This window comes from Enterobacter sp. 2VL (assembly GCF_005503595.1).
Lineage (GTDB): Bacteria > Pseudomonadota > Gammaproteobacteria > Enterobacterales > Enterobacteriaceae > Enterobacter > Enterobacter cancerogenus.
This window is the reverse complement of record NZ_SCNE01000004.1, coordinates 277,718-302,267: the sequence shown is the minus strand read 5'-3', so window position 1 is coordinate 302,267 and position 24,550 is coordinate 277,718. Positions and strand designations below refer to the sequence as shown.

The 24,550-nt window shown below is 57.5% G+C and carries 25 protein-coding genes; 2 read left to right on the top strand and 23 right to left on the bottom strand.

Annotation, left to right across the window (positions count from 1 at the left end; genetic code table 11):
• Positions 1-2: 2 nt before the first annotated feature.
• From FFS28_RS12215 to hpaG, 16 genes are all read right to left on the bottom strand, one after another.
• A complete protein-coding gene (locus FFS28_RS12215) occupies positions 3-323 on the bottom strand; it encodes a hypothetical protein (RefSeq protein WP_006174128.1) in 321 nt (106 codons plus the stop codon).
• Positions 323-868, bottom strand: a complete 546-nt coding sequence (locus FFS28_RS12210; protein ID WP_058609606.1) for a YfaZ family outer membrane protein — start codon at positions 866-868, stop codon at positions 323-325. Before FFS28_RS12210 ends, FFS28_RS12215 begins: the two co-directional genes overlap by 1 nt.
• A 540-nt stretch (positions 869-1,408) precedes the next feature.
• Positions 1,409-2,362, bottom strand: coding sequence for a GTPase (yjiA, locus tag FFS28_RS12205; protein WP_042319336.1), 954 nt, complete (start codon positions 2,360-2,362; stop codon positions 1,409-1,411).
• Positions 2,363-2,372: 10 nt separating this feature from the next.
• Entirely contained in the window at positions 2,373-2,576 is a 204-nt protein-coding gene (locus tag FFS28_RS12200; RefSeq protein WP_003856610.1) for a YbdD/YjiX family protein, read from the bottom strand.
• A 95-nt stretch (positions 2,577-2,671) separates the two neighbouring features.
• The gene (locus tag FFS28_RS12195; protein ID WP_006174125.1) at positions 2,672-4,825 is read right to left on the bottom strand and encodes a carbon starvation CstA family protein; all 2,154 of its coding nucleotides are present in this window, start codon (positions 4,823-4,825) and stop codon (positions 2,672-2,674) included.
• A 205-nt stretch (positions 4,826-5,030) separates the two neighbouring features.
• Positions 5,031-5,261, bottom strand: coding sequence for an HTH domain-containing protein (locus tag FFS28_RS12190; RefSeq protein ID WP_058609607.1), 231 nt, complete (start codon positions 5,259-5,261; stop codon positions 5,031-5,033).
• A 145-nt stretch (positions 5,262-5,406) separates the two neighbouring features.
• Positions 5,407-5,919: a 4-hydroxyphenylacetate 3-monooxygenase reductase subunit gene (locus FFS28_RS12185; RefSeq protein WP_058609608.1), complete on the bottom strand. Its 513-nt coding sequence runs from the start codon at positions 5,917-5,919 to the stop codon at positions 5,407-5,409.
• Between the two features lie 17 nt (positions 5,920-5,936).
• Complete coding sequence (gene hpaB / locus FFS28_RS12180) at positions 5,937-7,499, bottom strand: 4-hydroxyphenylacetate 3-monooxygenase, oxygenase component (RefSeq protein WP_010427196.1); 1,563 nt, start codon at positions 7,497-7,499, stop codon at positions 5,937-5,939.
• Between the two features lie 177 nt (positions 7,500-7,676).
• Positions 7,677-8,609: a 4-hydroxyphenylacetate catabolism regulatory protein HpaA gene (gene hpaA, locus FFS28_RS12175; RefSeq protein WP_101738292.1), complete on the bottom strand. Its 933-nt coding sequence runs from the start codon at positions 8,607-8,609 to the stop codon at positions 7,677-7,679.
• Positions 8,581-9,927 carry a 4-hydroxyphenylacetate permease gene (gene hpaX, locus FFS28_RS12170; RefSeq protein ID WP_006174114.1) on the bottom strand — a complete coding sequence of 449 codons (1,347 nt, stop codon included), beginning with the start codon at positions 9,925-9,927 and terminating at the stop codon, positions 8,581-8,583. The genes hpaA and hpaX overlap by 29 nt, the downstream gene beginning before the upstream one ends.
• A gap of 21 nt (positions 9,928-9,948) precedes the next feature.
• Positions 9,949-10,746, bottom strand: a complete 798-nt coding sequence (gene hpaI, locus FFS28_RS12165) for a 4-hydroxy-2-oxoheptanedioate aldolase (RefSeq protein ID WP_137849661.1) — start codon at positions 10,744-10,746, stop codon at positions 9,949-9,951.
• A 9-nt stretch (positions 10,747-10,755) separates the two neighbouring features.
• Positions 10,756-11,559 (bottom strand): 2-oxo-hept-4-ene-1,7-dioate hydratase, encoded by an 804-nt coding sequence (hpaH, locus tag FFS28_RS12160; RefSeq protein WP_006174111.1) that lies wholly within the window; start codon positions 11,557-11,559, stop codon positions 10,756-10,758.
• A 127-nt stretch (positions 11,560-11,686) separates the two neighbouring features.
• Entirely contained in the window at positions 11,687-12,067 is a 381-nt protein-coding gene (locus FFS28_RS12155; RefSeq protein WP_058609613.1) for a 5-carboxymethyl-2-hydroxymuconate Delta-isomerase, read from the bottom strand.
• Between the two features lie 9 nt (positions 12,068-12,076).
• Positions 12,077-12,928, bottom strand: a complete 852-nt coding sequence (gene hpaD, locus FFS28_RS12150; RefSeq protein WP_058609614.1) for a 3,4-dihydroxyphenylacetate 2,3-dioxygenase — start codon at positions 12,926-12,928, stop codon at positions 12,077-12,079.
• A 1-nt stretch (position 12,929) separates the two neighbouring features.
• Positions 12,930-14,396, bottom strand: coding sequence for a 5-carboxymethyl-2-hydroxymuconate semialdehyde dehydrogenase (gene hpaE, locus FFS28_RS12145; RefSeq protein WP_137849660.1), 1,467 nt, complete (start codon positions 14,394-14,396; stop codon positions 12,930-12,932).
• Complete coding sequence (gene hpaG / locus FFS28_RS12140) at positions 14,393-15,670, bottom strand: 4-hydroxyphenylacetate degradation bifunctional isomerase/decarboxylase (RefSeq protein ID WP_137849659.1); 1,278 nt, start codon at positions 15,668-15,670, stop codon at positions 14,393-14,395. Before hpaG ends, hpaE begins: the two co-directional genes overlap by 4 nt.
• 269 nt (positions 15,671-15,939) lie before the next feature.
• Between hpaG and hpaR the strand changes: the two genes are divergently transcribed.
• Positions 15,940-16,383 (top strand): homoprotocatechuate degradation operon regulator HpaR, encoded by a 444-nt coding sequence (gene hpaR, locus FFS28_RS12135; RefSeq protein WP_006174104.1) that lies wholly within the window; start codon positions 15,940-15,942, stop codon positions 16,381-16,383.
• 82 nt (positions 16,384-16,465) lie between these two features.
• Positions 16,466-18,130: a methyl-accepting chemotaxis protein gene (gene tsr / locus FFS28_RS12130; protein WP_137849658.1), complete on the top strand. Its 1,665-nt coding sequence runs from the start codon at positions 16,466-16,468 to the stop codon at positions 18,128-18,130.
• Here tsr and FFS28_RS12125 read toward each other — a convergent pair whose 3' ends face one another.
• The 7 genes from FFS28_RS12125 to dnaT form a co-directional block, all read right to left on the bottom strand.
• Complete coding sequence (locus FFS28_RS12125) at positions 18,131-18,646, bottom strand: GNAT family N-acetyltransferase (RefSeq protein WP_137849657.1); 516 nt, start codon at positions 18,644-18,646, stop codon at positions 18,131-18,133.
• The gene (locus tag FFS28_RS12120) at positions 18,643-19,197 is read right to left on the bottom strand and encodes a winged helix-turn-helix domain-containing protein (protein ID WP_137849656.1); all 555 of its coding nucleotides are present in this window, start codon (positions 19,195-19,197) and stop codon (positions 18,643-18,645) included. The genes FFS28_RS12125 and FFS28_RS12120 overlap by 4 nt, the downstream gene beginning before the upstream one ends.
• Before the next feature lie 132 nt (positions 19,198-19,329).
• Complete coding sequence (locus tag FFS28_RS12115) at positions 19,330-19,872, bottom strand: helix-turn-helix transcriptional regulator (protein WP_137849765.1); 543 nt, start codon at positions 19,870-19,872, stop codon at positions 19,330-19,332.
• Between the two features lie 210 nt (positions 19,873-20,082).
• Positions 20,083-22,374 (bottom strand): phosphatidylglycerol--membrane-oligosaccharide glycerophosphotransferase, encoded by a 2,292-nt coding sequence (gene opgB / locus FFS28_RS12110; protein WP_042320479.1) that lies wholly within the window; start codon positions 22,372-22,374, stop codon positions 20,083-20,085.
• Positions 22,375-22,644: 270 nt separating this feature from the next.
• Positions 22,645-23,127, bottom strand: coding sequence for a YjjA family protein (locus tag FFS28_RS12105; protein ID WP_137849655.1), 483 nt, complete (start codon positions 23,125-23,127; stop codon positions 22,645-22,647).
• Positions 23,128-23,209: 82 nt separating this feature from the next.
• Positions 23,210-23,947 carry a replicative helicase loader DnaC gene (dnaC, locus tag FFS28_RS12100; RefSeq protein WP_006174093.1) on the bottom strand — a complete coding sequence of 246 codons (738 nt, stop codon included), beginning with the start codon at positions 23,945-23,947 and terminating at the stop codon, positions 23,210-23,212.
• The gene (gene dnaT / locus FFS28_RS12095; RefSeq protein ID WP_006174092.1) at positions 23,944-24,489 is read right to left on the bottom strand and encodes a primosomal protein DnaT; all 546 of its coding nucleotides are present in this window, start codon (positions 24,487-24,489) and stop codon (positions 23,944-23,946) included. Before dnaT ends, dnaC begins: the two co-directional genes overlap by 4 nt.
• Positions 24,490-24,550: the final 61 nt, after the last annotated feature.

Sequence of the window (24,550 nt, the reverse complement as noted above, 5' to 3'; positions counted from 1 at the left end):
GCTTATTGCACTTCGATCTTATCCCAGCCGCTTTTATACATGCAGCTGTCTACCAGGGTATCTCTGCGATACTCATTGGCGTCTTCAACCGTATAGCTGGTGGAAACATCCTTTTTCTTGTGTTTCTTGTCCTGCTTTTCCGAGTTTGAACCCGTCACAACGTTATCCGGGGGCAGATCGATAAGTGCCTGAGCTTCGCATTCCGTTAGCTTTTTATTCATTTCCCTGTCACTGACGCCAGGCTTGACCCATTTATACTGGACGCAGCCTGACAGCAGTAACGTAATACTCAGAACACTAAGCGCGGCGATGCGGGTTTTCATCAGAAGCTTACTCCGCCGCCTACGTATGCGCCGTCAATCAGGGTGTGGTTTGGACGACCGTCCTTGCCATCAACGCTCACGTGGCGGTAACCCACTTTCAGCGTCACTGGTTTAATCGGAGTCCAGCTTACGCCGCCGTTTGCTTCAACGTAGTTTTTTACGCTGTTGTTCAGGCCGTCTGGCGCAACATAACCTTCACCGAACACGTGGATGCTGTCGGTCAGCGCAACGTTCACACCACCGCCGATTGGGAAGGCCACGCCGTTATCGCCTTTTTTCGGGCCGATGTAGATCGCTTTAGCGCCTGCATTCAGCATCACCGGGCCAACTTCCAGGTTGTAACCTGCGCCAACGCCGCCGGTCTGCGTACCGTCATCGGTGTTCTTCAGCCAGTTGCTCTCGGCATACAGGCCAGATGAGGATTTACCCATTTCCAGATTAAGGTTGGTAAAGTTTTTACCCTGCTCAATGCTGCCGCCCATAGCCAGTGCGGAACCTGATACAGCGGTCAGAGCAGAAAGGAGAAGAACATTCAGCTTTTTCATGTTTTATGCCTCGTCATTAAATTAATCTGGGCACACCTTAACAAGCGATGTTTATGACTGCAAATGTGAGGCGTCTCGCAGTTTTATACTGATTTTGTTAATGATTTTCCGCATAGTTGTTGCGTGAATGCTGGTATTTGCCTTCGTCAATGCGAATGTTTTTTACGTTTAGAAACGGTTTAGAATTTTGTCTAAATATCATCTGAACGAGGCGGGGATATTGATTGGAAATGCATTAATTGGGTTTCTAATAATTTCCTGAAATGTTTCCGCTGTAACGGATAACAACGTAAATTTACATTTTTATGGTTAAGTTATACTCAACCCCCTATCAACTATACCTGTTAATGGCATGAATGCTTGCCATAAAAATCATCAGTGCAAAAAATACGTGTAAGAAGTATGTCATTGTCATGTATTTGGATGACGATATGCCGATATCATCACAAGATGATTAAATAATCATGATGAACAGAGTAAAAAGGATTTTTCCCGAATATTGCGATCCCTCAGCCCACCGGGAGAGGGAGCAAGCAGGCGTTATTTACGTAGCCCCGCAAAGGCCGACCGAATCTCATCTTCCGGCAGCTCAAGCCCGATAAAGACCATCACGCTGTGCGGCGGTTCGTCGCCCCACGGGCGATCCCAGTCGGCGCTGTACAGGCGCTGCACGCCCTGGAACAGCAGGCGGTTAGGTTCACCGTCAATCCACAACATTCCTTTGTAGCGCAGCAGCTTGTCGGCAAACGACAGCAGCAGGTTCTCCATTACGCGGGAAACGTCGCTGATATCTACCGGGTAATCCAGCTCAACCACAATTGACGAGACGTCATTTTGCTTATCGGCCATAAAGTGGAAGCGCGGTCTGGAGGTGACGTTCTCTTCGAGCATAAAGCCGTTGGTGTTGAACAGCTGAGACAGGTCAATATCGCCGTGCGTCACGGTATAAATCGGGGCGCGTGAGTTAATGCGCGTCAGCCGCTCGCGCAGTTTCTCGCTGTCGCCTGCCACGTCGGTTTTGGTCAGCAGGATGCGATCCGCGTAGCCGACCTGAGACTGGGCAATGGTGAACTGGTTCATCTGCTCGTCGGCGTGAACCGCATCGACCAGCGCAACAACGCCGTCCAGCAGGTAGCGCTGGCAGAGAATGTCATGGGAGAAAAAGGTCTGGATAATCGGGCCGGGGTCGGCCATGCCGGTGCATTCAATCACCAGGCGGTCAAAGCTGATGTCTCCGCGGTCGCGGCTGTCGAGCAGATCCAGCAGAGCGTCTTCTAATTCGTTTGAGCGGGTGCAGCAGATGCAGCCGTTGGTCAGGGTTTTGATCTGCGTGGCGCGATCGCCAATCAGCTGGTCGTCGACGGAGACTTCGCCGAACTCGTTTTCAATCACGGCGATGTTGAAGCCGTGCTGTTCATTGAGGATGTGGCGCAGCAGGGTGGTTTTACCTGCGCCGAGGAAACCGGTCAGCAGGGTGACGGCAATCGGGGTCATGGTCTCTCCTTTAGCAGCAGCGTACGCCGCCTTCTCCACTTCCGCCGTAGCGCGCTTCCTGACGCTCGCGGAAGAACTCGGTGTAGGTCATGTACGGCTTATCCGGATGGTTGGTCTTCATATGCTCAACGTAGTTGTCATAGTCCGGAATGCCAATCAGCATTTTCGCCGCCTGACCGAGGTATTTTTTTGCTTCGCCTAAGTTACCAAACATAATGCATCCTGATAAGACAAAGCCCGGCAGGGGCGCCGGGCATTGTTACCCTTCACCCCAACCCTCTCCCAAAGGGAGAGGGGGAGGCGTGTGGATTAATGGTGTGAAGAGGTCTTCACGCCGCCTTCCGGTACGGGTACGTACGGGGTTTCTTTGTCCGTACGACCGTCGGCGTTACGCACGTTCATCCAGGTTTTGATGCCGTAGAAGATGATGCTGTACACCACCACCAGGAACAGAATGCTCAGACCCGCGTTGGTGTAGTTGTTCACCACGATATGGTTCATGTTGGCAATCTGCTGCGCGGTGAGGTCTGCGCCGCCTGCGGCAATCTTCTCTTTGTACTGGTTAGCCATGAAGAAGAAGCCTTCCAGCTGCGGGTTGGCGCTGAACAGTTTCAGGCCAAGCGCCCAGGTGGTGCAAAGCAGCAGCCACAGCGCAGGCACCACGGTCACCCAGATGTATTTGGTGCGTTTCATTTTCACCAGCACGACGGTGCCGAGCACCAGCGCCACGGCGGCCAGCATCTGGTTAGAGATACCGAACAGCGGCCACAGGCTCTTCACGCCGCCCAGCGGGTCGACAACGCCCTGATACAGCAGGTAACCCCACAGGCCTACGCAGCCCGCCGTACCCAGAATGCCCGCTACCAGCGAGTCGGTTTTCTTCAGGAACGGCACGAAGTTGCCCAGCAGATCCTGCAGCATGAAGCGGCCCGCACGGGTACCGGCATCCAGCGCGGTCAGGATGAACAGCGCTTCAAACAGAATACCGAAGTGGTACCAGAAGCCCATGTCCGCCCACGGCAGCACCTTGTGGAACACGTGTGCGATACCGACGGCCAGCGTAGGCGCGCCACCTGCGCGGTTCAGTACGGATGGTTCGCCGATGTCTTTCGCGGTCTGCATGATCTGCTCAGGCGAAATCACAAAGCCCCAGGAACTGACGGTAGCAGCTGCGTGTGCGCTCGCGTCTTTCAGCTGCGCCATGATCAGCGCCGCGTTGTCACCGCCCATCTCATGCAGGTTTGGCATGGTAATGCCCAGGCCCGCTGGTGGGGTGTTCATCGCGAAATAGAGACCCGGTTCGATAATGGACGCGGCAACCAGCGCCATGATCGCCACGAAGGACTCCATCAGCATGGCACCGTAACCGATCAGACGGGCGTCTTTTTCGTTCGCCAGCAGCTTCGGTGTCGTACCGGAAGCAATCAACGCGTGGAAGCCAGACACGGCGCCACAGGCGATGGTGATGAACAGGAACGGGAACAGCGCACCTTTCCACAGCGGACCGGTACCGTCGATGTACTGGGTCACTGCCGGCATTTTCAGATCCGGGTTAATCACCAGGATGCCGATCGCCAGACCGACGATAACGCCGATTTTCAGGAAGGTTGCCAGATAGTCACGCGGAGCCAGAATCAGCCAGACCGGCAGCAGGGCAGAGACAAACGCATAGCCGATCAGCGCGAAGGTGATGGTGGTGTCTTTAAAGGTCAGCGCCGGGCCCCAGTACGGGTCGTGCGCAATCACGCCGCCAAAGTAGATGGAAGCCACCAGCAGAACGATCCCAATGACCGACACTTCGCCCACGCGACCCGGGCGAATAAAGCGCATGTAGATACCCATGAACAGCGCAATCGGCACGGTGGAGCAGACGGTGAAGACCCCCCACGGGCTTTCGGCCAGCGCTTTCACCACGATTAACGCCAGCACCGCGAGGATGATGATCATAATCAGGAAGCAGCCGAACAGGGCGATCGTTCCCGGCACGCGGCCCATCTCTTCTTTGACCATCTCACCGAGAGACGCGCCGTTACGGCGAGAAGAGATAAACAGCACCATGAAGTCCTGTACCGCACCGGCCAGCACGACGCCCGCCAGCAGCCACAGGGTTCCCGGCAGGTAGCCCATCTGCGCCGCAAGAACCGGACCAACCAGCGGACCCGCGCCTGCGATAGCGGCAAAGTGGTGGCCAAACAGCACGTAGCGGTTGGTTGGCACATAGTTCAGGCCGTCATTGTTAATGACTGCCGGGGTGGCACGCGTGGGGTCGAGCTTCATGACCTTCTGCGCGATGTACAAGCTGTAGTAGCGATAAGCCACAAGGTAGACGGAAACCGACGCGACCACGATCCACAGGGCGCTGACGTGTTCGCCCCGGCGTAATGCGACAACCGCCAGACAGAAAGCGCCGAGGATCCCGAGTAATGCCCAGGGCACGTGCTTAAGTAGTTTTTTCGTATCCATAGTAAGACCTGGTTTTTTATGTAAAGAAAAAAGGGTCAGGGTTCGTTGTGAGGAGGTATTGATTAATGCTGGAGGGATCGTGCCAGATCGTCGCGCGTGTAAAGGAAGGTAAATGGGTGAGTGGTTGAAAGCGGTGGGTGAGCGGTCAAAGGCGGGGGCGAGTGGTTCAGGCTCGCCGCGAGTGGTAAAAATTATGTGATTGCGATCACTCAGAATCGTCTAAAGCAGCCTTCTGATACGCGGGGATCAGCCGGTATCGCCCGTCGCCCACGTGCTCAATAATCGGAGAGAGCGCCTGCAGATCGCGGTACACGGTGCGCTCGGTAATACCAAACTTGTTCATCAGATCGCTGCGATGCACCACCCCGTGAAGATGCAGCGCAATAAATATATCCACAAGACGTTCAGCCGAGCGGCTCCGCGTCGAATTAGCCATAAAGGATGTCCTCGAGAGCAAAGAGGTATGTCCGTTGACAGACACAAAATTTATCTTATGGATAGTTAACGGCGTGACTTAGGGGAAACATTAGGGGAATTTGCGCAAAAACGCGCTGGCCGGGGAAGGCCAGCGCGAGGGGAGGTTATACGGCGGCGGCAAGCTCCATCATCACCGGATGGAAACGGCGTTTGAAGTAGATCAGCCCGTGGCCTGCGTCGCTGAGCATGATAGTCTTAATTTCAACCAGATAGACCAGATGCGTGCCGATGGTCTGCACCTGAGTTATCTCCCCTTCGAGGCTTGCCAGCGCGCCTTTCAACACCGGCTGCGCCAGCGGCCCTTTTTGCCAGCAGGAGAGGTTAAAGCGCTCCTCCATCGCCATGCCGGTCATCCCGGCGAAGTGGCGGGCCATAATCTCCTGCTCGTGGTTCAGCACGTTCACGCACAGCCGGCCATTGCCCTGGAAGACCGGGTTCATGGCGCTGTTGGCGTTGATGCAAACCATCAGCGAGGGCGGCGTGTCCGTGACCGAACAAACGGCGGTGGCCGTGATGCCGCAGCGTCCCGCATCGCCTTCGGTGGTCACAACGTTCACCGCCGCCGACAGGCTGGCCATGGCATCGCGAAAGCGCAGGCGTTGTTCATCTAATTGCATTGAAGCCTCCCGCTGCGTTATTTCAGCAGCTTATCCAGCATGTTGATATCGGTGTTGTTGTGCAGGTGCGGCACGGTCCAGCCGTGCTGGTCGTACTCGGACATGCAGCGGTCGACCATCGCCATCATTTTGTCCATGTTGCCGGAGCTTTGCGCCTGGCGCAGGCACTGCAGGCGGATCTCGTCCTGGCTGCCGGAGTAGTTGATCTCATACAGCTCGTGGCGGCCACCGAACTCGCTGCCGATGGCATCCCACATCAGTTTCAGGATCTTAATGCGCTCGACGTGATCCATGCCGTTCGAGCCGCGCACGTACTTCGCCAGATACTGGTCGATCTGCGGGTTGTTCAGATCCCGGGCGCTGGACGGCAGGTAGATCAGGCCGCTGGTCACGTTGCGCTCAATGATGTTTTTGATTTTGGCGTAGGCCATCGGGGCCATCACGCGGTAGGTCTGCAGCGCCGCGTGGTCCGGCAGGTACGCACCGTTGACCCACGGGGTTGCCTCTGAGCACATGGAGTCGCTCAATGCCCAGAACATGTTGCGCCAGGCCACCACTTCGCCAAGATCTGCCTGCACGCCGCGAAACTCCAGGGTACCGGTACACTCCAGCGATTTTTTCAGCAGGGCGGTGATGAAGTCGAGCTTCACCGCCAGACGTACGCAGGCCTGCAACGGGTACATGCGGGCGAAGCCGCCCTCCATTGTCCAGCGACGACAGCGGTCAAAATCACGGTAGATCAGCACGTTTTCCCACGGGATCAGCACATGATCCATCACCAGGATCGCATCGTTCTCGTCGAAGCGGCTGGAGAGTGGATAGTCATACGGCGAGCCGGTGGCACCGGCCACCATCTCGTAGGAGGCGCGGGAGATCAGCTTCACGCCCTCGGCATCCATCGGCGCGACGAACATCAGCGCGAAGTCCGGGTTTTCGCCCATCACCTGCGCGGAGCCAAAGCCGATCATGTTGTAGTGGGTCAGCGCCGAGTTGGTTGCCACCACTTTCGCGCCGCTGACGATGATCCCCGCGTCGGTCTCTTTCTCCAGCTTGATATAGACGTCTTTGACCTCGTCCGCCGGTTTGTGGCGGTCGATCGGTGGGTTGACGATGGCATGGTTGAAGTACAGACCGGTCTCCTGAATGCGGGTGTACCAGTTACGGGCGTTCTGCTCGAACTGGCCGTAGAACGCCGGGTTAGCCCCCAGCGCGCAGCCGAAAGCCGCTTTGTAGTCAGGCGTGCGGCCCATCCAGCCGTAGCTCAGGCGGGACCACTCGGCGATGGCATCGCGCTGCTGGCGCAGGTCATCGGCGCTTTTCGCCACCCGGAAAAATTTGTGGGTGTAACCGCCGCTGCCGGTGTCGGTGCCCCAGCAGAGGGTGTCCTGCATGTCCGGTTTGTGCAGCGCGTCGTACATCTGCGCGATGGACGCCGCCGCGTTACGAAATGCCGGATGGGTAGTGACGTCTTTAACGCGTTCGCCGTAGATATAAATCTCGCGACCATCCTGCAGGCTTTTTAAATACTCTTCGCCGGTGAGCGGGCGTTTGGCATCGGCGCGGAAATCTTCAGGCTTCATAGGGACCTCGTATCGGAAGATGTTTGTTAAATTTATGTTTTGTTTTTGTTGTTTAATTGAAGCGTGAGAGAGGCGGAACGTGAAGGGACGTTTGGGACAACGGCGGGTACTTTTCGGGTGAGATCGGAGAGTGTGATGTCCCTCACCCTAACCCTCTCCCAAAGGGAGAGGGGACGTTTACTCCCTCTCCCTTTGGGAGAGGGCGGGGGTGAGGGGAACAGGCGATACCGGTACTTTCTGCGCCCGATACGCGCTCGGCGAACACCCCACTAACCGGTTAAAAAAGCGGGCGAAATAGGCCGGGTCTTTAAATCCAAGCTGCCAGGCGATGTCGCTGACGGCGCTGTCGGAAAAAAGCAGCAGCCGTCTGGCCTCGCGTAGCTGACGGTCGAAGATCAGCCGTTTTGGCGGGCGGTTGGCGAAGCGGCGGCAGATATCCGTCAGGCGCGATTCGGTGAGGTGCAGTTCGCTGGCATATTCCGGCACCGTCCAGTGCTGGTGGTAATGCGCGTCAATCAACAGGGTAAAGCGCTGGAACAGCTTTAGCTCGCCGCGCATGCCGCAGGCTTCGTGGTCGTCGAGCTTTGCGTTGCGCAGCAGCAGCGTAAAGACCGCCTGGGCTAAAAGTACCAGCGTATGCTCGCGGCCAGGCAGCTGCGCGGTGGATTCGCGCTTTATCAGCTGCCAGTAGTGTTTCAGCGCCGAAAGCTCGTCCGGTTTATCCGCCAGCGAGAGGCAGATCCCCGGCAGGCCGAACGCCTCCCGGGTGCCGGGATAGAGCACCTCCAGCAGCGGCCAGATCAGATCCTCGCGCACCGTCAGCACGTGGCCGTCGCTGTCCGATTCGGTGATGAACGCATGCGGCACCGACGGCGGCGTGAGGACAAACAGCGGGGCCTGCACCGAATAGCGGTGATCGTCGAGCTGCAGCTCAATCTGTCCGGTATCGAGAAAGTGCATCTGAAAATACTGGTCGTGCCGGTGCGCCTGCATGTCGCGGCCAAAGAAGGCCGCCATGCGGGAAAAGGACTGATAGTGCACATCGTCGGTGCCCAGGCTTTCGTCATACTCTTTGCTGATATCAATGTTGGCGATAGGGCTCTGGCACATGGTCGTTCCTCTGTTGATCCTGCTTCGCCATCGGGATGCGGGTCAGCACCAGCGCACCAACCACCAGCAGCCCGGCGACAAACCACAAGCCCGAGCTGAAGCTGCCGGTCGCGTCGCGCAGAATACCAATCAGCAAAGGGCTGACGGCCGAGCCGACGTTGCCGATGGCGTTGATCACCGCCAGCGCCACCGCGCGGGACTGCAGGCTAATGACCCGATCCGGCGTGGTCCAGAAGATCGCCATGGCGGTAAACGATCCGGTTGAGGCCATGATGATGCCAAGCAGCTGGATCAGGCTGCTCCCCGTCGCGGAGGCCAGCATCCATCCCGCCGCGGCGAACAGGTACGGCAGGATGGTGTGCTTTTTTCGCTCTTTCAGCCTGTCGGAGCGGCGGCTCCACCAGATCATCCCGAGGATGGTACAGAACTGCGGGATCGCCGCCAGCAGGCCGATGGTGATGTTGCTGCTGCCGGCGTTGAAGCTCTGGAGGATCTGCGGCGTCCAGATGTTGATAGCGCTCAGGGTGTTGGTCAGGCAGAAGTAGGCCAGCGTGTAGAGCAGAACCGCCGGGGTCATGACCTCGCGCAGCGTCGAGCGGGGCGTGGATGCCTGCGCAATGGCCACCTCCTGCTCGCGGGCGATCATCGTTTTCAGCGCCTGCTTTTCGTCGTCGTCCAGCCAGGTCGCCTGGTCCGGCGTGTCGTTAAGATAAAACCAGGTCACCACGCCGAGCACCACGGAGGGCAGCCCTTCCAGCAGGAACAGCCACTGCCAGCCCTTCAGGTTCCACAAGCCGTCCATCGCCAGAATATAGCCGGAGAGGATCGAGCCGAGCATCATGGTGACCGGCATGGCGATCATAAACAGCGCGTTGGCGCGGGCGCGATGGTATGCCGGGAACCACCAGGTGAGATACACCAGGATCCCCGGCAGGAATCCGGCTTCGGCAATCCCCACCAGCATGCGCAGGACGTAGAGCGTTTCCGGGCTGGTGGCGAACATCGTACAGGTGGAGGCGATACCCCATACCACCATGATCCCGGCAATCCAGCGGCGTGCGCCCACCTTCGCCAGCATGATATTGCTGGGGATCCCGCATATAACATAGGTGACGTAAAACAGCGTGGCGGCCAGGCCGAACATGGTGGAGGTCAGGCCCAGATCCTTGCCCATCGTCAGCCCGGCAAAGCCGATGTTGATGCGGTCAAGGAACGAAAAGACAAACAGAATAAAGAGAAACACGATCAAACGACGAAACAGCTTGTTAATAACGCGATGTTCAACAGCTTGCTTATCTTGCAGGGATGAGGTCGTCATGGTGCGCTCCAGATCTTACCTTTAGTAGACGGATTTATTGTTATTCACTGACGTAACCGGGTGATGGATAAAGCGGGCGGCCAGCGCCTCGGCGCTGCGGGCGAGCAGGGTGGTGTCTACCCCGACGGCGACGAACAGTGCCCCGAGCTCGAGATAGCGTTTCGCCAGCGCCTCGTTCGCCATCAGGATGCCGGGGGATTTCCCCGCCTCGCGGATCTGCGCGATGGCCCGTTCGATGACGGCCTGCACCTCGGGATGCTGCGGGTTACCGGCAAAACCCATGTCGGCGCTGAGATCTGCCGGGCCGATAAACACGCCGTCGACGCCTTCCACGTCGAGGATTTGCGGCAGGTTTTTCAGCGCCTCACGGGTTTCGATTTGCACCAGTACGCACATGGCGTCGTTGGCCTGTTGCAGGTAATCCGGGATGCGGTTCCAGCGTGATGCCCGCGCCAGCGCGCTGCCGACCCCACGGATACCCGAAGGCGGATAGCGGGTGGCGCTCACCGCCAGACGCGCTTCGTCGGCGTTCTGCACCATCGGCACCAGCAGCGTTTGCGCGCCCACGTCCAGCAGCTGTTTGATCTGCACCGGATCGTTCCATGACGGGCGTACCACCGGCTGGCTGGTATAGGGGGCGATGGCCTGCAGCTGGGTTAAAACCGTCTGCACGCTGTTCGGGGCGTGCTCTCCGTCGATCAGCAGCCAGTCGAAGCCTGCGCCCGCCAGCAGTTCCGCGCTGTAGCTGCTGGTCAGCCCCAGCCATAAACCGATTTGCGGTGTTCCGGCTTTCAGCGCCGTTTTGAATGCGTTTTGCATGGTCGTCTCCTAGACAAAGCGGCAGCTGATGGACCCCATGTTGCCGTAGTCCACGTGGAAGGTGTCGCCCCGGCTGGCGGCTACCGGGCGGGTAAAGGAGCCACCGAGGATGATCTGGCCGGGTTCAAGCTGAACGTCATACGGCGCGAGCTTGTTCGCCAGCCACGCCACGCCGTTCGCCGGGTGGTTAAGCACGCCTGCGGCGACGCCGGTCTCTTCGATGACGCCGTTGCGATAGAGCAGAGCGGAGATCCAGCGCAGATCCAGTTCGTCGGGCTTAATCGGACGACCGCCGAGGATCACCCCCGCATTGGCGGCGTTATCGGAGATGGTGTCGAACACCTTGCGCGGGCGCTGGGTTTCAGGGTCGACGTTGTGACAGCGGGCGTCGATCAGTTCCAGGGCGGGGATCACATAGTCCGTGGCGTTGTAGACGTCGAAGATCGTGCAGTTCGGGCCGCGCAGGGGTTTTGCCAGCACGAAGGCCAGCTCCACTTCGATACGCGGGACGATAAAGCGATCGACGGGGATGTCGCTGCCGTCGTGGAAGAACATATCGTCCAGCAGCGCGCCGTAGTCCGGCTCGCTAATCTGCGAGCTAGCCTGCATTGCTTTGGAGGTCAGGCCGATCTTATGGCCCTTCAGCACGCGGCCTTCGGCAATTTTCAGGCTCACCCATTCGCGCTGGATGGCGTAGGCATCTTCAATGGTGATCTCCGGATGCTCCAGCGAGATCGCACGGATCTGCTCCCGGGTTTGTTCGGCCTGGTGCAGGCGGTGAGCGATCAATGTGTGGGTATGTTTGTCGAGCATGGCGATATCCTGTTGTATTGTTTTCTCCCTCTCCCTGTGGGAGAGGGCCGGGGTGAGGGCATCAGGCCGCAGAGATTTCCCTCACCCTAACCCTCTCCCAAAGGGAGAGGGGACAGATCGAGAGGTACTACTTAAACAACGCGTGCACGTTGTTTTGCTTGTAATTGAGCGTCGGATGCAGCTCCTCTATCTCAAACGACAGCGCCAGATAACGGTCCGCCATCAGCGTCGCGAAGTGCGTTTTGATAAGCCCAAACAGCATCTCCCCCACGGCTTCGCGGCTTTCCAGGCTGCGCCCCGCGCCAATCTTCAGCGTCATGTGCACGAAGGCATAATCGTGTTTCCCGTCGGCCATCTGCCAGGTGTCGAGCCAGTGGGCGCGGCTGCGGATACCGCCAACTGGAAAGATACCCGTGGCGGCCAGCGCCGCGTTCACCCTGGCAAACAGCCCCGGCAGGTCGGCCTGCTCGCGGATGTTGTTGGTGCATTCAGCAATAAAGTGCGGCATGGTGGCTCCTTACGCGGGCAGCGGGAAAACGGCGTTAACCTGACCGGTACCGGAGCTGGCGAACAGCTCGGTGAGGAACTCCACTTTGCCGTCGTATTTGTCCCAGCCGAGCATCCCCAGCAGCATCACCGTGTCGTGCATGTTGCCTTCGCCGTAGCAGTAGTCGGCGTACTCCGGCAGCATGCTGCAAAATTCTTTGAACTGGCCCTCGCGCCACAGCTTGACCACGCGCTCGTCCATCTGACGGTCAAACTCGCGGGTGTAGCTGTTCATCCCTTCTTCCGCGCGCTGGTCGTCAATAAAGCGGTGCGAGAGCGAACCGCTGGCGAGCACCGCCACGGTGCCGTCGTATTTTTCGATGGCGCTGACGATGGCCTCGCCGAGCCTGCGGCTGTCGGCAAAATCGTGAACGGTGCAGAACGCCGAAATGGCGATCACTTTGAAGTGTTTATCCGCGTTCATGTAGCGCATTGGCACCAGGGTGCCGTACTCCAGCTTCAGGCTCGGGATATTGTGCGCTTTGGCGCGCACGCCGAGCTTCACCGCCTCGTCGGCGATCAACTGCCCGAGTTCCGGGTTGCCGTCGTAGTCGTAGGTCATGTCGCGGATAAAGTGCGGCAGTTCGTTGCTGGTGTAGACGCCGGAAAAATGGTCCGCACAGTTAATGTGATAGGCGCTGTTCACCAGCCAGTGGGTGTCGAACACGATAATGGTATCGACCCCCCGCTCGCGGCAGCGCTTGCTGATCTCTTTGTGCCCGTCAATGGCCGACTGGCGGCAACCGTGGTTTTTGCCCGGCAGCTCGGAAAGGTACATCGACGGCACATGGGTGATTTTTGCCGCTAACGCTAAGGTGCCCATATCAGATACCCCACTTTGGAATCGGATGGTTGCCCATCGAGATGCAGACGTTTTTCATCTCGGCGAACACCTCAAAGCTGTACTCGCCGCCCTCGCGCCCGGTGCCGGAGGCCTTCACGCCGCCAAACGGCTGGCGCAGGTCGCGCACGTTCTGAGTGTTGATAAACACCATGCCCGCTTCGATGTTGCGCGCCAGGCGCAGCACTTTGCTGACGTCCTGGGTCCAGATATAAGACGCCAGACCGTACTCCACGTCGTTCGCCAGGCGCAGGCCTTCCGCTTCGTCCTTAAAGGGCAGCAGGCAGGCCACCGGCCCGAAGATCTCCTCCTGCGCCACGCGCATTCGGTTATCAACATCCGCCAGCACCGTCGGGCGCAGGAAGTTGCCGCCCTTCAGGTGCGCAGGCAGATCGGTGGGCTTATCCGGCCCGCCCGCCAGCAGGGTCGCCCCTTCCTCAATACCGAGGCGGATATAGCCGGAGACTTTTTCCCAGTGCTGGGCGCTTATCAGCGCGCCAACCTGGGTGTTTGGATCGGTCGGGTCGCCCACGCGCAGGCGGCTGGCGCGTTCGGCGAAGCGTTTGACGAATTCCGGGTAGATGCTTTGCTGAATGAAAATGCGCGAGCCTGCGGTGCAGCGCTCGCCGTTGATCGAGAAGATGGTGAACAGGGCAGCGTCCAGGGCGCGTTCGATGTCGGCATCCTCAAAAATCAGCACCGGCGATTTGCCGCCCAGCTCCATAGAGTATTTTTTCAGCCCGGCGTTTTTCATGATGTTGCGCCCGGTGGCGGTGCCGCCAGTGAACGAGACGGCACGCACGTCGTGATGGCGCACCAGCGCATCGCCGGCCGTCGCGCCATAGCCCTGCACCACGTTCAGCACCCCCGCCGGGATACCCGCCTCCAGCGCCAGCTCGCCTAGGCGGTCGGCGGTCAGCGGTGAGAGTTCAGACATCTTCAGTACCGCAGTGTTACCCAGCGCCAGGCACGGCGCGACCTTCCAGGTGGCGGTCATAAACGGCACGTTCCACGGCGAGACCAGCGCGCACACGCCCACCGGCTGCACCAGGGTGTAGTTGAGCATGGTGTCGTCGACCGGGTAGGTTTTGCCGTTCATTTGCTGGCACACCTCGGCGAAGAACGCGAAGTTGTGCGAGGCGCGCGGGATCAGCACGTTTTTGGTCTGGTGGATCGGCAGGCCGGTGTCGGCGGTCTCCAAGACGGCGATCGCCGGGACGTTCTCGTCGATCAGATCCCCCAGGCGGCGCATCAGGCGCGCGCGCTCTTTCATCGGCAGGTTGGCCCATTTCGGGAAGGCTTCTTTCGCGGCGGCGACCGCCTGATGGATTTCCGCTTCACCGCCGGCGGCGACTTCCGCTAATACCTCCCCGGAGGCCGGGTTGGTGGTGTGGAAGTAGTCGCTACCCGCCACGTTTTTGCCGTTGATCCAATGGTTTATCTTTTTCATTTTGTCGTCTCCTCGCTGACAATCCGGTTGACCAGGCGACCTACGCCTTCCACTTCCACCACCACTTCATCGCCCGGGACCACGTCGGAGAGCCCCTTCGGCGTGCCGGTGGCGATCATGTCGCCCGGCTGCAGGGTCATAAAATCGCTCAGGTACGCAATCAGGAACGGGATGCTGAAGATCAGATCTGCCGTCGTGCCAAGCTGTCGCAATTCGCCGTTGACGAAGGTGCGCAGGGTGAGATTGTGCGGATCGGGAATGGCGGCTTTCGGCACGATGTTCGGGCCGATCGGCGTTAGCCCGTCGCGGCTTTTCACCCGCAGGTTGGGGCGGTAGTAGTTTTCGAGATAGTCGCGGATGGCGTAATCGTTGCAGACGGTGTAGCCCGCAACAACGTCCATCGCGTCGGCCTCACTGACCTTGCGCGCGGTTTTGCCGATGACCACTACCAGCTCCGCCTCATAGTGCATGTACTCGACGTTGTTCGGACGCACCGACGTCTTGTTATCACCGTTAAGGGTGTTCGGCGCTTTAATAAATACCAGCGGCTCGGTGGGGGGAGTGAAGGCCAGTTCGCTGGCGTGATCGGCGTAGTTCAGCCCGAGGGCAAACAGCGTGGCGTGCGGGGGCGTGGCCGGTGTAATGGCGACGTCGCGCTCATCCACTACCGGGTTTTCCAGCGGCGGGAAGCCTTCGGCCAGCACGCGCACCCGATCGCCGGGGCGCAGCGCCACGCGGTGATGCGGGGTGCCGAGCAGAATGGCATCGCCGGGGTTAAGGGTGGCGAATTCGCTCAGCGCGCTCAGCAGCTCGGCTGCGTTTCGCTGGAGATCGGCGGTGTTCCAGCGATCCGCTTCGCGGCCATTGATGTCGGTGATGATGGTCAGGTTATCTACACTGTCGACGGCGACCAACTCGCCAAGCGGGCAAAATCCGTCCCGGCATTTCGCCTTGATTGCCGGGCGGTAAAAGCTCTCTTCCGGCAGGCTCACTTCGTTAGCCAGCGCGTAGCCGGCGATGTACTGCCCGGCGTCCTCAACGCGAACGCGGCGGGCCGTTTTGCCCACCACCAGCGCGACCGTTGCGCCGCTGAGCACCGTTTCACCTGCCGGGAACGGGATCGGCTCGCCTGTTGAGATCACCGTGTTATGCGGTTTGATAAACCACACCGCGGTTTTCGGCGGCGTGGTATAGGGCGCTTTTTCAAACGCCTCGCGCCAGGCATCACGCTGGCTCTGGTGGTTTAACGCGACGGCAAAAACAGTACCTTTCATTGACATACTCCTCGGGCCGGAGGACCGGGCTGTGATTTCATTAATATGTTAATGAACTGGTTTTATGCTTTTGCTGGTCGTTTCGCAATCACAAGTGAAAAATTTGTGATATGAATAACAATAAATTTACAATATGGTTATAAAGTCTTTTGTAATCATATGTTTAATAAAAATGAGCGCTTTCTGTTAGACTTTTTACGGAAAAACGTGTTGTTTATAAAAACATCTTATTCTAATTGTTTACGTGTTAATGATTATCGGGGAGCGCTATGCATGACTCATTAACCATCGCCCTGCTTCAGGCGAGGGAAGCGGCGATGTCGTACTTCCGGCCCATCGTGAAGCGGCATAACCTGACCGAGCAGCAGTGGCGCATCGTGCGCGTGCTGGCCGAACATCCGTCGATGGACTTTCACGACCTGGCGTTTCGGACCTGTATTTTGCGCCCGAGCCTGACGGGCATCCTCACGCGTATGGAGCGCGACGGTCTGGTGCTGCGCCTGAAGCCGGTTAACGACCAGCGTAAGCTGTACGTGTCGCTGACCAAAGAGGGCAACGCCCTGTATCAACATGCCCAGGCGGAGGTTGAAGAGGCCTATCAGCGGATCGAGGCGGAATATACGCCGGAAAAGATGAAACAGCTCACGGCACTGCTGGAAGAATTTATCGCGCTGGGAGACCGGAACGGTGAAGAGCGTGATGCGTTGGAATAAACACCACATTTAGTACGATTTTCGTAAAGTTTTCTCCTCGCAGGCCGAAAATTCTGTTATCTGTCTGATGGAAAGAGAAAACATGTTAAATCGTATCAAGATTGTTACCAGCTTGCTGCTGGTTTTAGCCATTTTTGGCTTACTACAGCTGACATCCGGTGGTCTTTTCTTTAACGCGCTGAAGCACGACAAAGAGAATTTCACCGTTCTGCAAACCATTCGCCAACAGCAATCCACGCTGAACGGCAGCTGGGTGGCACTGCTGCAAACCCGTAATACCCTCAACCGTGCGGGCATCCGCTACATGATGGATCAGAGCAATATCGGCAGCGGCGCGACCGTTAACGATCTGATGCAGATTGCCGCCGCATCCCTGAAGCAGGCGGAAAAAAACTGGGCCGATTATGAAGCCCTGCCGCGCGATCCGCGTCAGAGCGAGGCCGCCGCGATGGAGATCAGGCGTAACTATGATATCTATCACGGCGCGCTGGCTGAGCTGATCCAGCTGCTGGGCGCAGGCAAAATCAACGCCTTCTTCGACCAGCCTACCCAGAGCTATCAGGATGGCTTCGAGAAGCAGTACGTGAGCTACCTGCAGCAGAACGACAAGCTGTATCAAACCGCGGTGGAAGACAGCAATAGCTCTTACAGCCAGGCCATCTGGGTACTGATAAGCGTGCTGATTGCTGTGCTGGTGGTGATTGTGGCCGTCTGGCTGGGCATTAAGCAGGCGCTGATCTCTCCGCTTAATCGCCTCGTTGACAGTATTCGCCATATCGCCAGTGGCGACCTGGTGAAGCGCATCGACGTAGACGGCAGCAACGAAATGGGCCTGCTGGCCGACTCCCTGCGCCATATGCAGGGCGAACTGGTGCGTACCGTCGGTGACGTGCGTAACGGCGCGAACGCCATTTACAGCGGCGCGAGCGAAATCTCTATGGGTAACAACGATCTCTCCTCCCGTACCGAGCAGCAGGCCGCGTCTCTTGAAGAGACCGCAGCCAGCATGGAACAGCTGACGGCAACCGTGAAGCAGAACGCCGAGAACGCCCGTCAGGCCAGCAACCTGGCCCTGAGCGCCTCCGAAACCGCGCAGAAAGGCGGCAAGGTAGTGGATAATGTGGTGCAAACCATGCGCGATATCGCGGGCAGTTCGCAGAAAATTGCCGACATTATCAGCGTAATCGACGGTATTGCTTTCCAGACCAACATCCTGGCACTGAACGCGGCGGTGGAAGCGGCGCGTGCGGGCGAGCAGGGTCGCGGCTTTGCGGTGGTGGCCGGTGAAGTACGTAACCTGGCCCAGCGCAGCGCCCAGGCGGCACGCGAAATCAAGAGCCTGATTGAAGACTCCGTGGGCCGTGTAGAGATTGGGTCTACGCTGGTTGAAAGCGCCGGTGAAACCATGGGTGAGATCGTCAATGCGGTCACCCGCGTGACCGACATCATGGGCGAAATCGCCTCTGCGTCTGACGAGCAGAGCCGCGGTATCGACCAGGTGGGACTGGCGGTGGCCGAGATGGATCGCGTCACGCAGCAGAACGCCTCGCTGGTGGAAGAGTCCGCTGCGGCGGCCGCGGCGCTGGAAGAGCAGGCCAGCCGCCTGACGCAGGCGGTTGCCGTGTTCCGCATTCAGCAGGAGCAGATGAAAGCGCGTGAAATCGCCTCAGCGAAAACCGTTGCCGCACCGATGATGGCGCGTAAAGCCGCAACGGCAGATGCCGGTGATAACTGGGAAACGTTCTAATTAGCCAGGAGGCAGGCGCATGGCACAGCGAGAGCCATACGCGAAACCGTGCGCTGCCTCTTCCTCTCTTTTCTGCCGCAGTTCGGGCGTCAGCGCCTCATCTGCCACTTCCGCAAATCCCAGCTTCGCATAGAAAGGGGCGTTCCAGGGGACGTCACGGAACGTCGTGAGCGTCAGCGATGTCAGCCCCCGCACTTTCGCCGCTTCAGCCACGCAGTGGATCAGCCGCCGACCTATCCCTTTTTGCTGCCAGCCCGGATCGACCGACACTTCTACGATAAACAGCGACGCCGGATGCGCCTCTGCGAGGATAAAGCCGACGGGACGATCGTTCGCCAGCGCCAGCCAGCTCAGGTGTTGATCCACGTAGCCGAGGTGCTGCTCTGCGCTGATGACGGCACTCTCTGCAAGCCAGGCGAGGGCCGGCACGTCACGAAAACGCTGGGCCGCTGCGCGCTCAATGGGGGGCAGGTGAGTCACATCTTCCCGGGATGTCGTACGAAAGGTGATTTTCATGGCGGGAAGTATAGCGCGTCCGTCCGCAGGGGTGCGCCGATAAAAGGGCACTCCCCGACGAGAAAACGTGCGGACATTTCGGCGCGCGCCGGGGGCTGCTTTTCCCCGGTATTCCAGAGACAGAGCGCGATCGCAACGAGGTTAATAAACGTACATAACACCAGCGCTGGCGGAAAGCACCGCGGGGCGTCGCTGTGCTTATCGGCGGGGTCGGGCAGCGGCTGTACCCTGATGTCGGCGCTCAGCATGAACCCCTTTTTGGGCACGGTGACGATTGCCGGCTTTTCTGGCACGAAGCCTGCCAGCAGTTTTCGCAGGATGCTGATGTACTGGTTTAACGAATTATTGGAACCCTGCACGCCGCGCGCGTCCCACACCTCGCTGAAAAACAGCTCGCGTTCAACGACGTTGCCATGGTGACGGACCAGCAGTTTCATCACGGCATTTGCGGTGCCGGTAAGGATCTGATGCGCGTCGTCTGGTGCATCGATATGTGAAAAAGTCCCCTCTTCATCGTTATAGACGAGGACATCAGCGAGCAGGTATTTCATAGCGTGTTGTAAAAAACAGTGAGATTGGAGAGTAATCGGCCGCGAGACCAGATGGCTATTTTAACGCAAATGTTACCGATAACATTGATCCTGATTGGGATAACGCCGATCGATTCGGGGACGTTATCAGCGCTAGCGCGACGGCCGATTCAGCAGGCTAATTTTTTGGTGAAATTCCGCCAGATTCTGGCAGCGGAACTTGGTCATCGCGTTTCGCTTGTGGGTATAGATGGTTTTGGGCGATTTATGCAGCATTTGCGCGATGCGCACCAGGCTGATCCCTTTGCTGATCAGCGAGCAGACCTTTAACTCCTGGCGGGTGAGGGTAGGTTCGGGCTCGCTTTCAGCCGTGAAGTCGGCATTGTTGAGCTGCTGGCTCAGTTCCTTGAGTGAGAGTTTACCGCTCAGCACCTTGACGCGCGCATTCGGCAGATACACGTTGATCGCGTTGACGCGGTGTTCATCGGTAAAGAGTAGCCAGCCGCTGTCGCCTGCCGTGTTCATCACCTGCTCGCGCATGCGCAGGATATTTTTCGGGGTCACCTCGTTAATCCAGAAGATATCCGGGCGCGGGGTTATCATCATTGGGATGAGGGTCGACAGGCCCAGCCACAGAAAATAGTTGTCGCTCAGAATGACAATCTGAAAGGGGGGAAGCGTGTTTTGAGGGGTCATCACCGTGTAATCTAAGAGTAGCCCGCCATACTGGCGATCGCGGAATTATTCGCATGAAGAATGACAAGGTGACATTTTAAAGTAAGTGAAATTAACAGAATAATTATAAATAGATTAATCTAAAATTTAGTGAATAAGGCTGATTTATAATATTTATAAAGATTTTCATTCTGGTTTTATTAAGCCCGGCAGAACGCCGGGCTGTGGGGATTAACTCTCGCGGTTGACGATTTTGATTTCAACCATGCCTATCCCCAGCTTACGGGGCGAGTGGCCGAGAATATTGCCTTCATTGGTAGACTGCGGATCGGGCGGCACAATCACCAGCGTGTTGCTTCGGGACGGGTTCTCGAAGTGCAGCGTGGTGGTGCTGACGTCATTACCCAGCGTCAGCGTCTGTTCGCTATCGCCTACCCTCACCGGTATCGGACGGTTGGCGTTGGGGCCATACGCCCTGGCGGTGATCACCACATCGAATTTCTGCGGCAGCGGATGGGTGTATTCTATCTTCACTTCATCGCCCAGCTGCGCGTTAGACCAGCGTCCCCAGGATTCCGGGCGTGAAATACCGCTGAACTGTTTAACCTCTTCCGGCGCGCCTGCCACGTTAAAGATGAAGCTGTCCGCTTTGTAGCGAATGTCGTTATCAACAATTTTGAGCATATCGACGTTTCGCTGATAGCGCGCGGTATCGATAACCGTCTCTTTAAACGCGGTTTTGCCTTTCCATTGCGCGCTGTCCACATGCTGAACGGTCTGCTCTCCGCCCAGTTGCCCCTGCGAGACACACCAGTCGGTCGAGAGGGACAGCGGCTGTGACCAGAGCTGGCCCATCTTGTAGCAGTGATCAACCCAGACAAAGTTGTCGCGCGGGGCGAAGTCGGCCAGCTGGAAGCGCAGCGGTGCGGAGTATTCGCTTTCCGGCAGCGGCTCAACGCGGTTGTTCGACACGCGCAACAGCAGCGGCAGGCGGAAATGGCTCCCGGAGAACGCGATCATCTTTTTATCGCGATCGATGGTGAAATCTTTCATCTCTTTCGGGAAGTTCCACAGGCGGATAATGTCCGGCTTCCAGGCGAGGATTTTCTCCTTCATGTTGAGGAACACTTCCGACAGCGACTGGCCCGACAGCGTACTGCGCCCAAGGCCAATGAAGTTATCGCCCCCCAGGATATCCAGCACGGTGGCACCGTTATCCATCGAATTACGTTTGGTGGCAATCACATCCTGCTGCGGCTGGTCGCCGCGCAGAACAAAGAACAGGTTGCTGCGGTCGTGCTTGTTGAGCTGATCCCACGCGCCGTTTTTCATCGCCAGGTGGTCTGAAGAGACGACGATCACCGTGTTTTTAAAATACGGAGAGGCTTTGATTTTTTCGATTAACGCGGCGATGTGCTCCTGGCTACAGGTCACGGCGCTGAACGAGGTGTTGTTTTTACCGTCGATCTCATAGCTTTTACGCTTGCAGGTACGCGAGACAAAGCCGTCAGGGTGGTGCGTATCCACCGTCAGGGCAAAAAGAGAGAAGCGTTTGCCAGCGCGTGAAAGCTCTTCGAATTTTTTCCAGGTTTCATCCAGAACGGTGTCGTCGTAGAAGCCCCAGTCGTTACGGTAGGTGGGATCGGCCACGGTGGTTTTCAGCTCTTCTGAGCCATACAGATGGTCAAAACCGTGAGATTTCAGAAACACATCTTTTCCGGCAAAACGCAGGTTTGCGCCCTGCATGAAATAGTTTTCATAGCCGGAGTTTTTCAGGATGTCGCCAAGGCAAATATTCTGCGGGAAGAAACTCGACATTGATGCCGATGCGTTACCTTCAAAGGGGGCGAAGAGCGGGATACCGCACTGCGAGGCAACCATCCCCGCAATGGTGTAATCGGTACCCGGTAACTGCATGGTGTGGCTGAAATCCAGCCCTTGATCTTTCAGCGCGCCAAGTTCGGGCGTCAGGTTCGGGAAGGCGGTGTTATCGAAGTAGGTGCGCTCCAGACTTTCGCCGTAGATATAGACCAGGTTGAGCGTTGGGCTGGCGATTTTTTTCGACGGCTCTTTGTACCAGGCCATGAAATCCGGGTCGCCATCGCGCGACTGGGATTTGACCAGCTCGGTAATCTGGTGGAAGGCCGGGCTGGCATCAACGGAGGCCAGCGCCAGACACAGCGCCAGCAGGCTGTAGCCGACATGATGAGGATGATGCCGGCGACGACGCAGCACCCAGGCCAGGGTGCCGAAGATAACGACCAGCGCCAGAACCAGGCCGATACCCGGAAGTATGTACTTACTAACTCCTGCACCGGTCAGGCTGTTGGTCAGGGTATAAAGTACCGCGTCGTTAATACCGTCGCCGGTAAAGTAATCGCTGGCATAGAGGGTAATATTCAAAATAACAAAAATGCCGAGCACCACCAGGGTAGCGATAAACCACCAGGTGTTACGGCCAGCTTTCCAGGCATAAATGCCAACGGAAGCCAGAAAAAGGGCAAGGGACATTAACTCTGACAACAGCATATCCTCATGATGCCAGTTACTTAGCTGGCTAACTGATTCTTTTTTGGGTAATACAATGTAATTGCGAAGTCGTTAAGCTGCAATTTTAGTGTCACGAAAGTGTGCTGTTGTTAGGATTTGGTTTATAAAATCACTTTTTTGAAGGCGGTCGCATCATGACGTGTGGGCGCTAAGACGGGGGCAGGAAGGTAAAACACCCGTTTAAGGCCGCGTCGCAAGGTTAACGCAATAAACGCGGCCTGTTGTGGCAGAAAATGGGGTCGATCAGGAGAGGAAATTAACGCCTTGTTTTAGTACCAGATCGCAGGCTTTGGTTTTCACCTTTTTCGCCAGCGCCGAGTCGCCAAGCGTGCTCAGGTTAAGCTGCTGACCGTTTTGTGCGTTGAGCAGGCCCTCAATACCCTCCATATAGTTGGTATCTTGCTTCTGCTCCTGGGTGTCCAGGCCCAGCTTGCCCAGTACCTGGTTTTTAATGTTTTCGGTGTCGGTTACGGATGCCAGTTTCTGCTTCGCGCAATACCCCAAAATACCCGCCGCGTTGTTCATGGTTCCGGCGCTGAGGCTCTGGGTGCTGTTACCCAGCAGGCTGGTGAGGGACGAGGCCGACAGCCCGCCCTGTGAGCTGGCGCTCTCTTTGGAAAGCTCGTTGGCTGCGCTGGAGAGGGATTCCTGCCATGACGCCGCCTGTGCCGCGCCGGTGACGAGAAGTGCGCCTAAAAACGTGCCGATAAGAAACTGTTTTTTCATAATGGTCTACTCATGAGATCCGTCTGGTGCAAAAGTGGCCCCAGTATATACCCCAGGGTCCCGCGCATTTCCTGGAAATATCCTAATACTCTTTGCCGGTGACGCGGCTGCGGAAGCTTTCCCAGTCGAAGATGACATACAGGCTGTTGCCGAGCTTCATGCGGTCCATCACCCGTTCCCCGAGCAGGCGAGTCATCTCATCGATGTTGTGGTTGGTCAACATGCCCGTAGGGCGTTTTGAGGAGGAGCGGCGGTCGACGATCTGGTTGATGATCACTTTTTCATAGCGTGATTCGGTCTGAACGCCAATCTCGTCAATTACCAGCAAATCGACGTTACTCAGGTCATTCAGCAGCTGTTCTTCGCTGGTCTCGCGGTTGCTGAAGGTGTCTTTCATGGCAGACATAATGTCGGCCACGGTGATGATCAACACCGATTTTCCGCGCAGCAGAAGTTCATTGCAGATGGCCGCCGCGAGGTGGTTCTTGCCGGTGCCGGGCTTGCCGCTAAAGATAAAGCTGGCGATGTTGCCGTCGAATTCGTTGACGTACTGGCGTGCGGCGGCAAGCGCGTTCATCTGCCCGGTCGTTTCAACCTTATAGTTGTCGAAAGAGCAGTTCTGATGCAGCGGGCGAATCCCGGAGCGATTAAACGTGCGCTGCATTTTCATGGCGCGGTTTTCACGCGCGAGGGCGGCCGCGCGGATTTCGCCTTGCTCTTTTTGCCATGCGAGCAGCTCTTCACCCGTGGTAAACGCGGGTTTGACGTTGGCAGGCATCATTTTCTGCAGACGTTTCATCAGGTCGCCGACGTTTTTCATTTCGCACCTCGGAATCCATTAGGGATCTGTTTATCCGGTTCACAAAACGCGTTGATATCGCGTTTGGGCTGCCCGTTATTGCTGGCGCGGTTGATCTGCACGCTGCGGGCGAGCTTTTGCTGCCACTGAACATGATGGAATACTTTGCCTTCGGCCTGCCAGTAGGCGGTGAACGCGGCCAGCTCTTCCGGCGTGACGGGCTGGGAAAGTGCAATGCCCCACAGCGCCGCCTGACGCTGAAAATCGGCATCCGGCTGCCAGCCAGAATACATGGGGAATTTCCCCATCGGCACGGCCACGGGGGTGTTATCCGGCTCGTCAAAGAACTGGTTGTCCAGCGCGACGTCGCTCGCCGGGCGCGACAGGCGCGCTTCGATGTCCAAAAGCTGTGCCAGACGTTCAGGCGTTATCGCATAAAACGCCGGCGCGTTGTCGGCAAATACCGCAAGCGTGCCGCCTTCGGCGTGGGTTAACACACCGCGGGGATCGCGCATAAAGGCATCAATGCCAGCAATGCTGGTGGTCAGAATTCTGGAGGACATAACACTTTCTCTACTGATTACTGCGGGCGTGATTGGAGCCTATGGTAGCACAGAGAGAAGG

Coding starts and splice junctions, on each gene's coding strand:
- FFS28_RS12215 (WP_006174128.1), bottom strand. CDS start 323: ATGAAAACCCGCATCGCCGCGCTTAGTGTTCTGAGTATTACGTTACTG.
- FFS28_RS12210 (WP_058609606.1), bottom strand. CDS start 868: ATGAAAAAGCTGAATGTTCTTCTCCTTTCTGCTCTGACCGCTGTATCA.
- yjiA (WP_042319336.1), bottom strand. CDS start 2,362: ATGACCCCGATTGCCGTCACCCTGCTGACCGGTTTCCTCGGCGCAGGT.
- FFS28_RS12200 (WP_003856610.1), bottom strand. CDS start 2,576: ATGTTTGGTAACTTAGGCGAAGCAAAAAAATACCTCGGTCAGGCGGCG.
- FFS28_RS12195 (WP_006174125.1), bottom strand. CDS start 4,825: ATGGATACGAAAAAACTACTTAAGCACGTGCCCTGGGCATTACTCGGG.
- FFS28_RS12190 (WP_058609607.1), bottom strand. CDS start 5,261: ATGGCTAATTCGACGCGGAGCCGCTCGGCTGAACGTCTTGTGGATATA.
- FFS28_RS12185 (WP_058609608.1), bottom strand. CDS start 5,919: ATGCAATTAGATGAACAACGCCTGCGCTTTCGCGATGCCATGGCCAGC.
- hpaB (WP_010427196.1), bottom strand. CDS start 7,499: ATGAAGCCTGAAGATTTCCGCGCCGATGCCAAACGCCCGCTCACCGGC.
- hpaA (WP_101738292.1), bottom strand. CDS start 8,609: ATGTGCCAGAGCCCTATCGCCAACATTGATATCAGCAAAGAGTATGAC.
- hpaX (WP_006174114.1), bottom strand. CDS start 9,927: ATGACGACCTCATCCCTGCAAGATAAGCAAGCTGTTGAACATCGCGTT.
- hpaI (WP_137849661.1), bottom strand. CDS start 10,746: ATGCAAAACGCATTCAAAACGGCGCTGAAAGCCGGAACACCGCAAATC.
- hpaH (WP_006174111.1), bottom strand. CDS start 11,559: ATGCTCGACAAACATACCCACACATTGATCGCTCACCGCCTGCACCAG.
- FFS28_RS12155 (WP_058609613.1), bottom strand. CDS start 12,067: ATGCCGCACTTTATTGCTGAATGCACCAACAACATCCGCGAGCAGGCC.
- hpaD (WP_058609614.1), bottom strand. CDS start 12,928: ATGGGCACCTTAGCGTTAGCGGCAAAAATCACCCATGTGCCGTCGATG.
- hpaE (WP_137849660.1), bottom strand. CDS start 14,396: ATGAAAAAGATAAACCATTGGATCAACGGCAAAAACGTGGCGGGTAGC.
- hpaG (WP_137849659.1), bottom strand. CDS start 15,670: ATGAAAGGTACTGTTTTTGCCGTCGCGTTAAACCACCAGAGCCAGCGT.
- hpaR (WP_006174104.1), top strand. CDS start 15,940: ATGCATGACTCATTAACCATCGCCCTGCTTCAGGCGAGGGAAGCGGCG.
- tsr (WP_137849658.1), top strand. CDS start 16,466: ATGTTAAATCGTATCAAGATTGTTACCAGCTTGCTGCTGGTTTTAGCC.
- FFS28_RS12125 (WP_137849657.1), bottom strand. CDS start 18,646: ATGAAAATCACCTTTCGTACGACATCCCGGGAAGATGTGACTCACCTG.
- FFS28_RS12120 (WP_137849656.1), bottom strand. CDS start 19,197: ATGAAATACCTGCTCGCTGATGTCCTCGTCTATAACGATGAAGAGGGG.
- FFS28_RS12115 (WP_137849765.1), bottom strand. CDS start 19,872: ATGACCCCTCAAAACACGCTTCCCCCCTTTCAGATTGTCATTCTGAGC.
- FFS28_RS12105 (WP_137849655.1), bottom strand. CDS start 23,127: ATGAAAAAACAGTTTCTTATCGGCACGTTTTTAGGCGCACTTCTCGTC.
- dnaC (WP_006174093.1), bottom strand. CDS start 23,947: ATGAAAAACGTCGGCGACCTGATGAAACGTCTGCAGAAAATGATGCCT.
- dnaT (WP_006174092.1), bottom strand. CDS start 24,489: ATGTCCTCCAGAATTCTGACCACCAGCATTGCTGGCATTGATGCCTTT.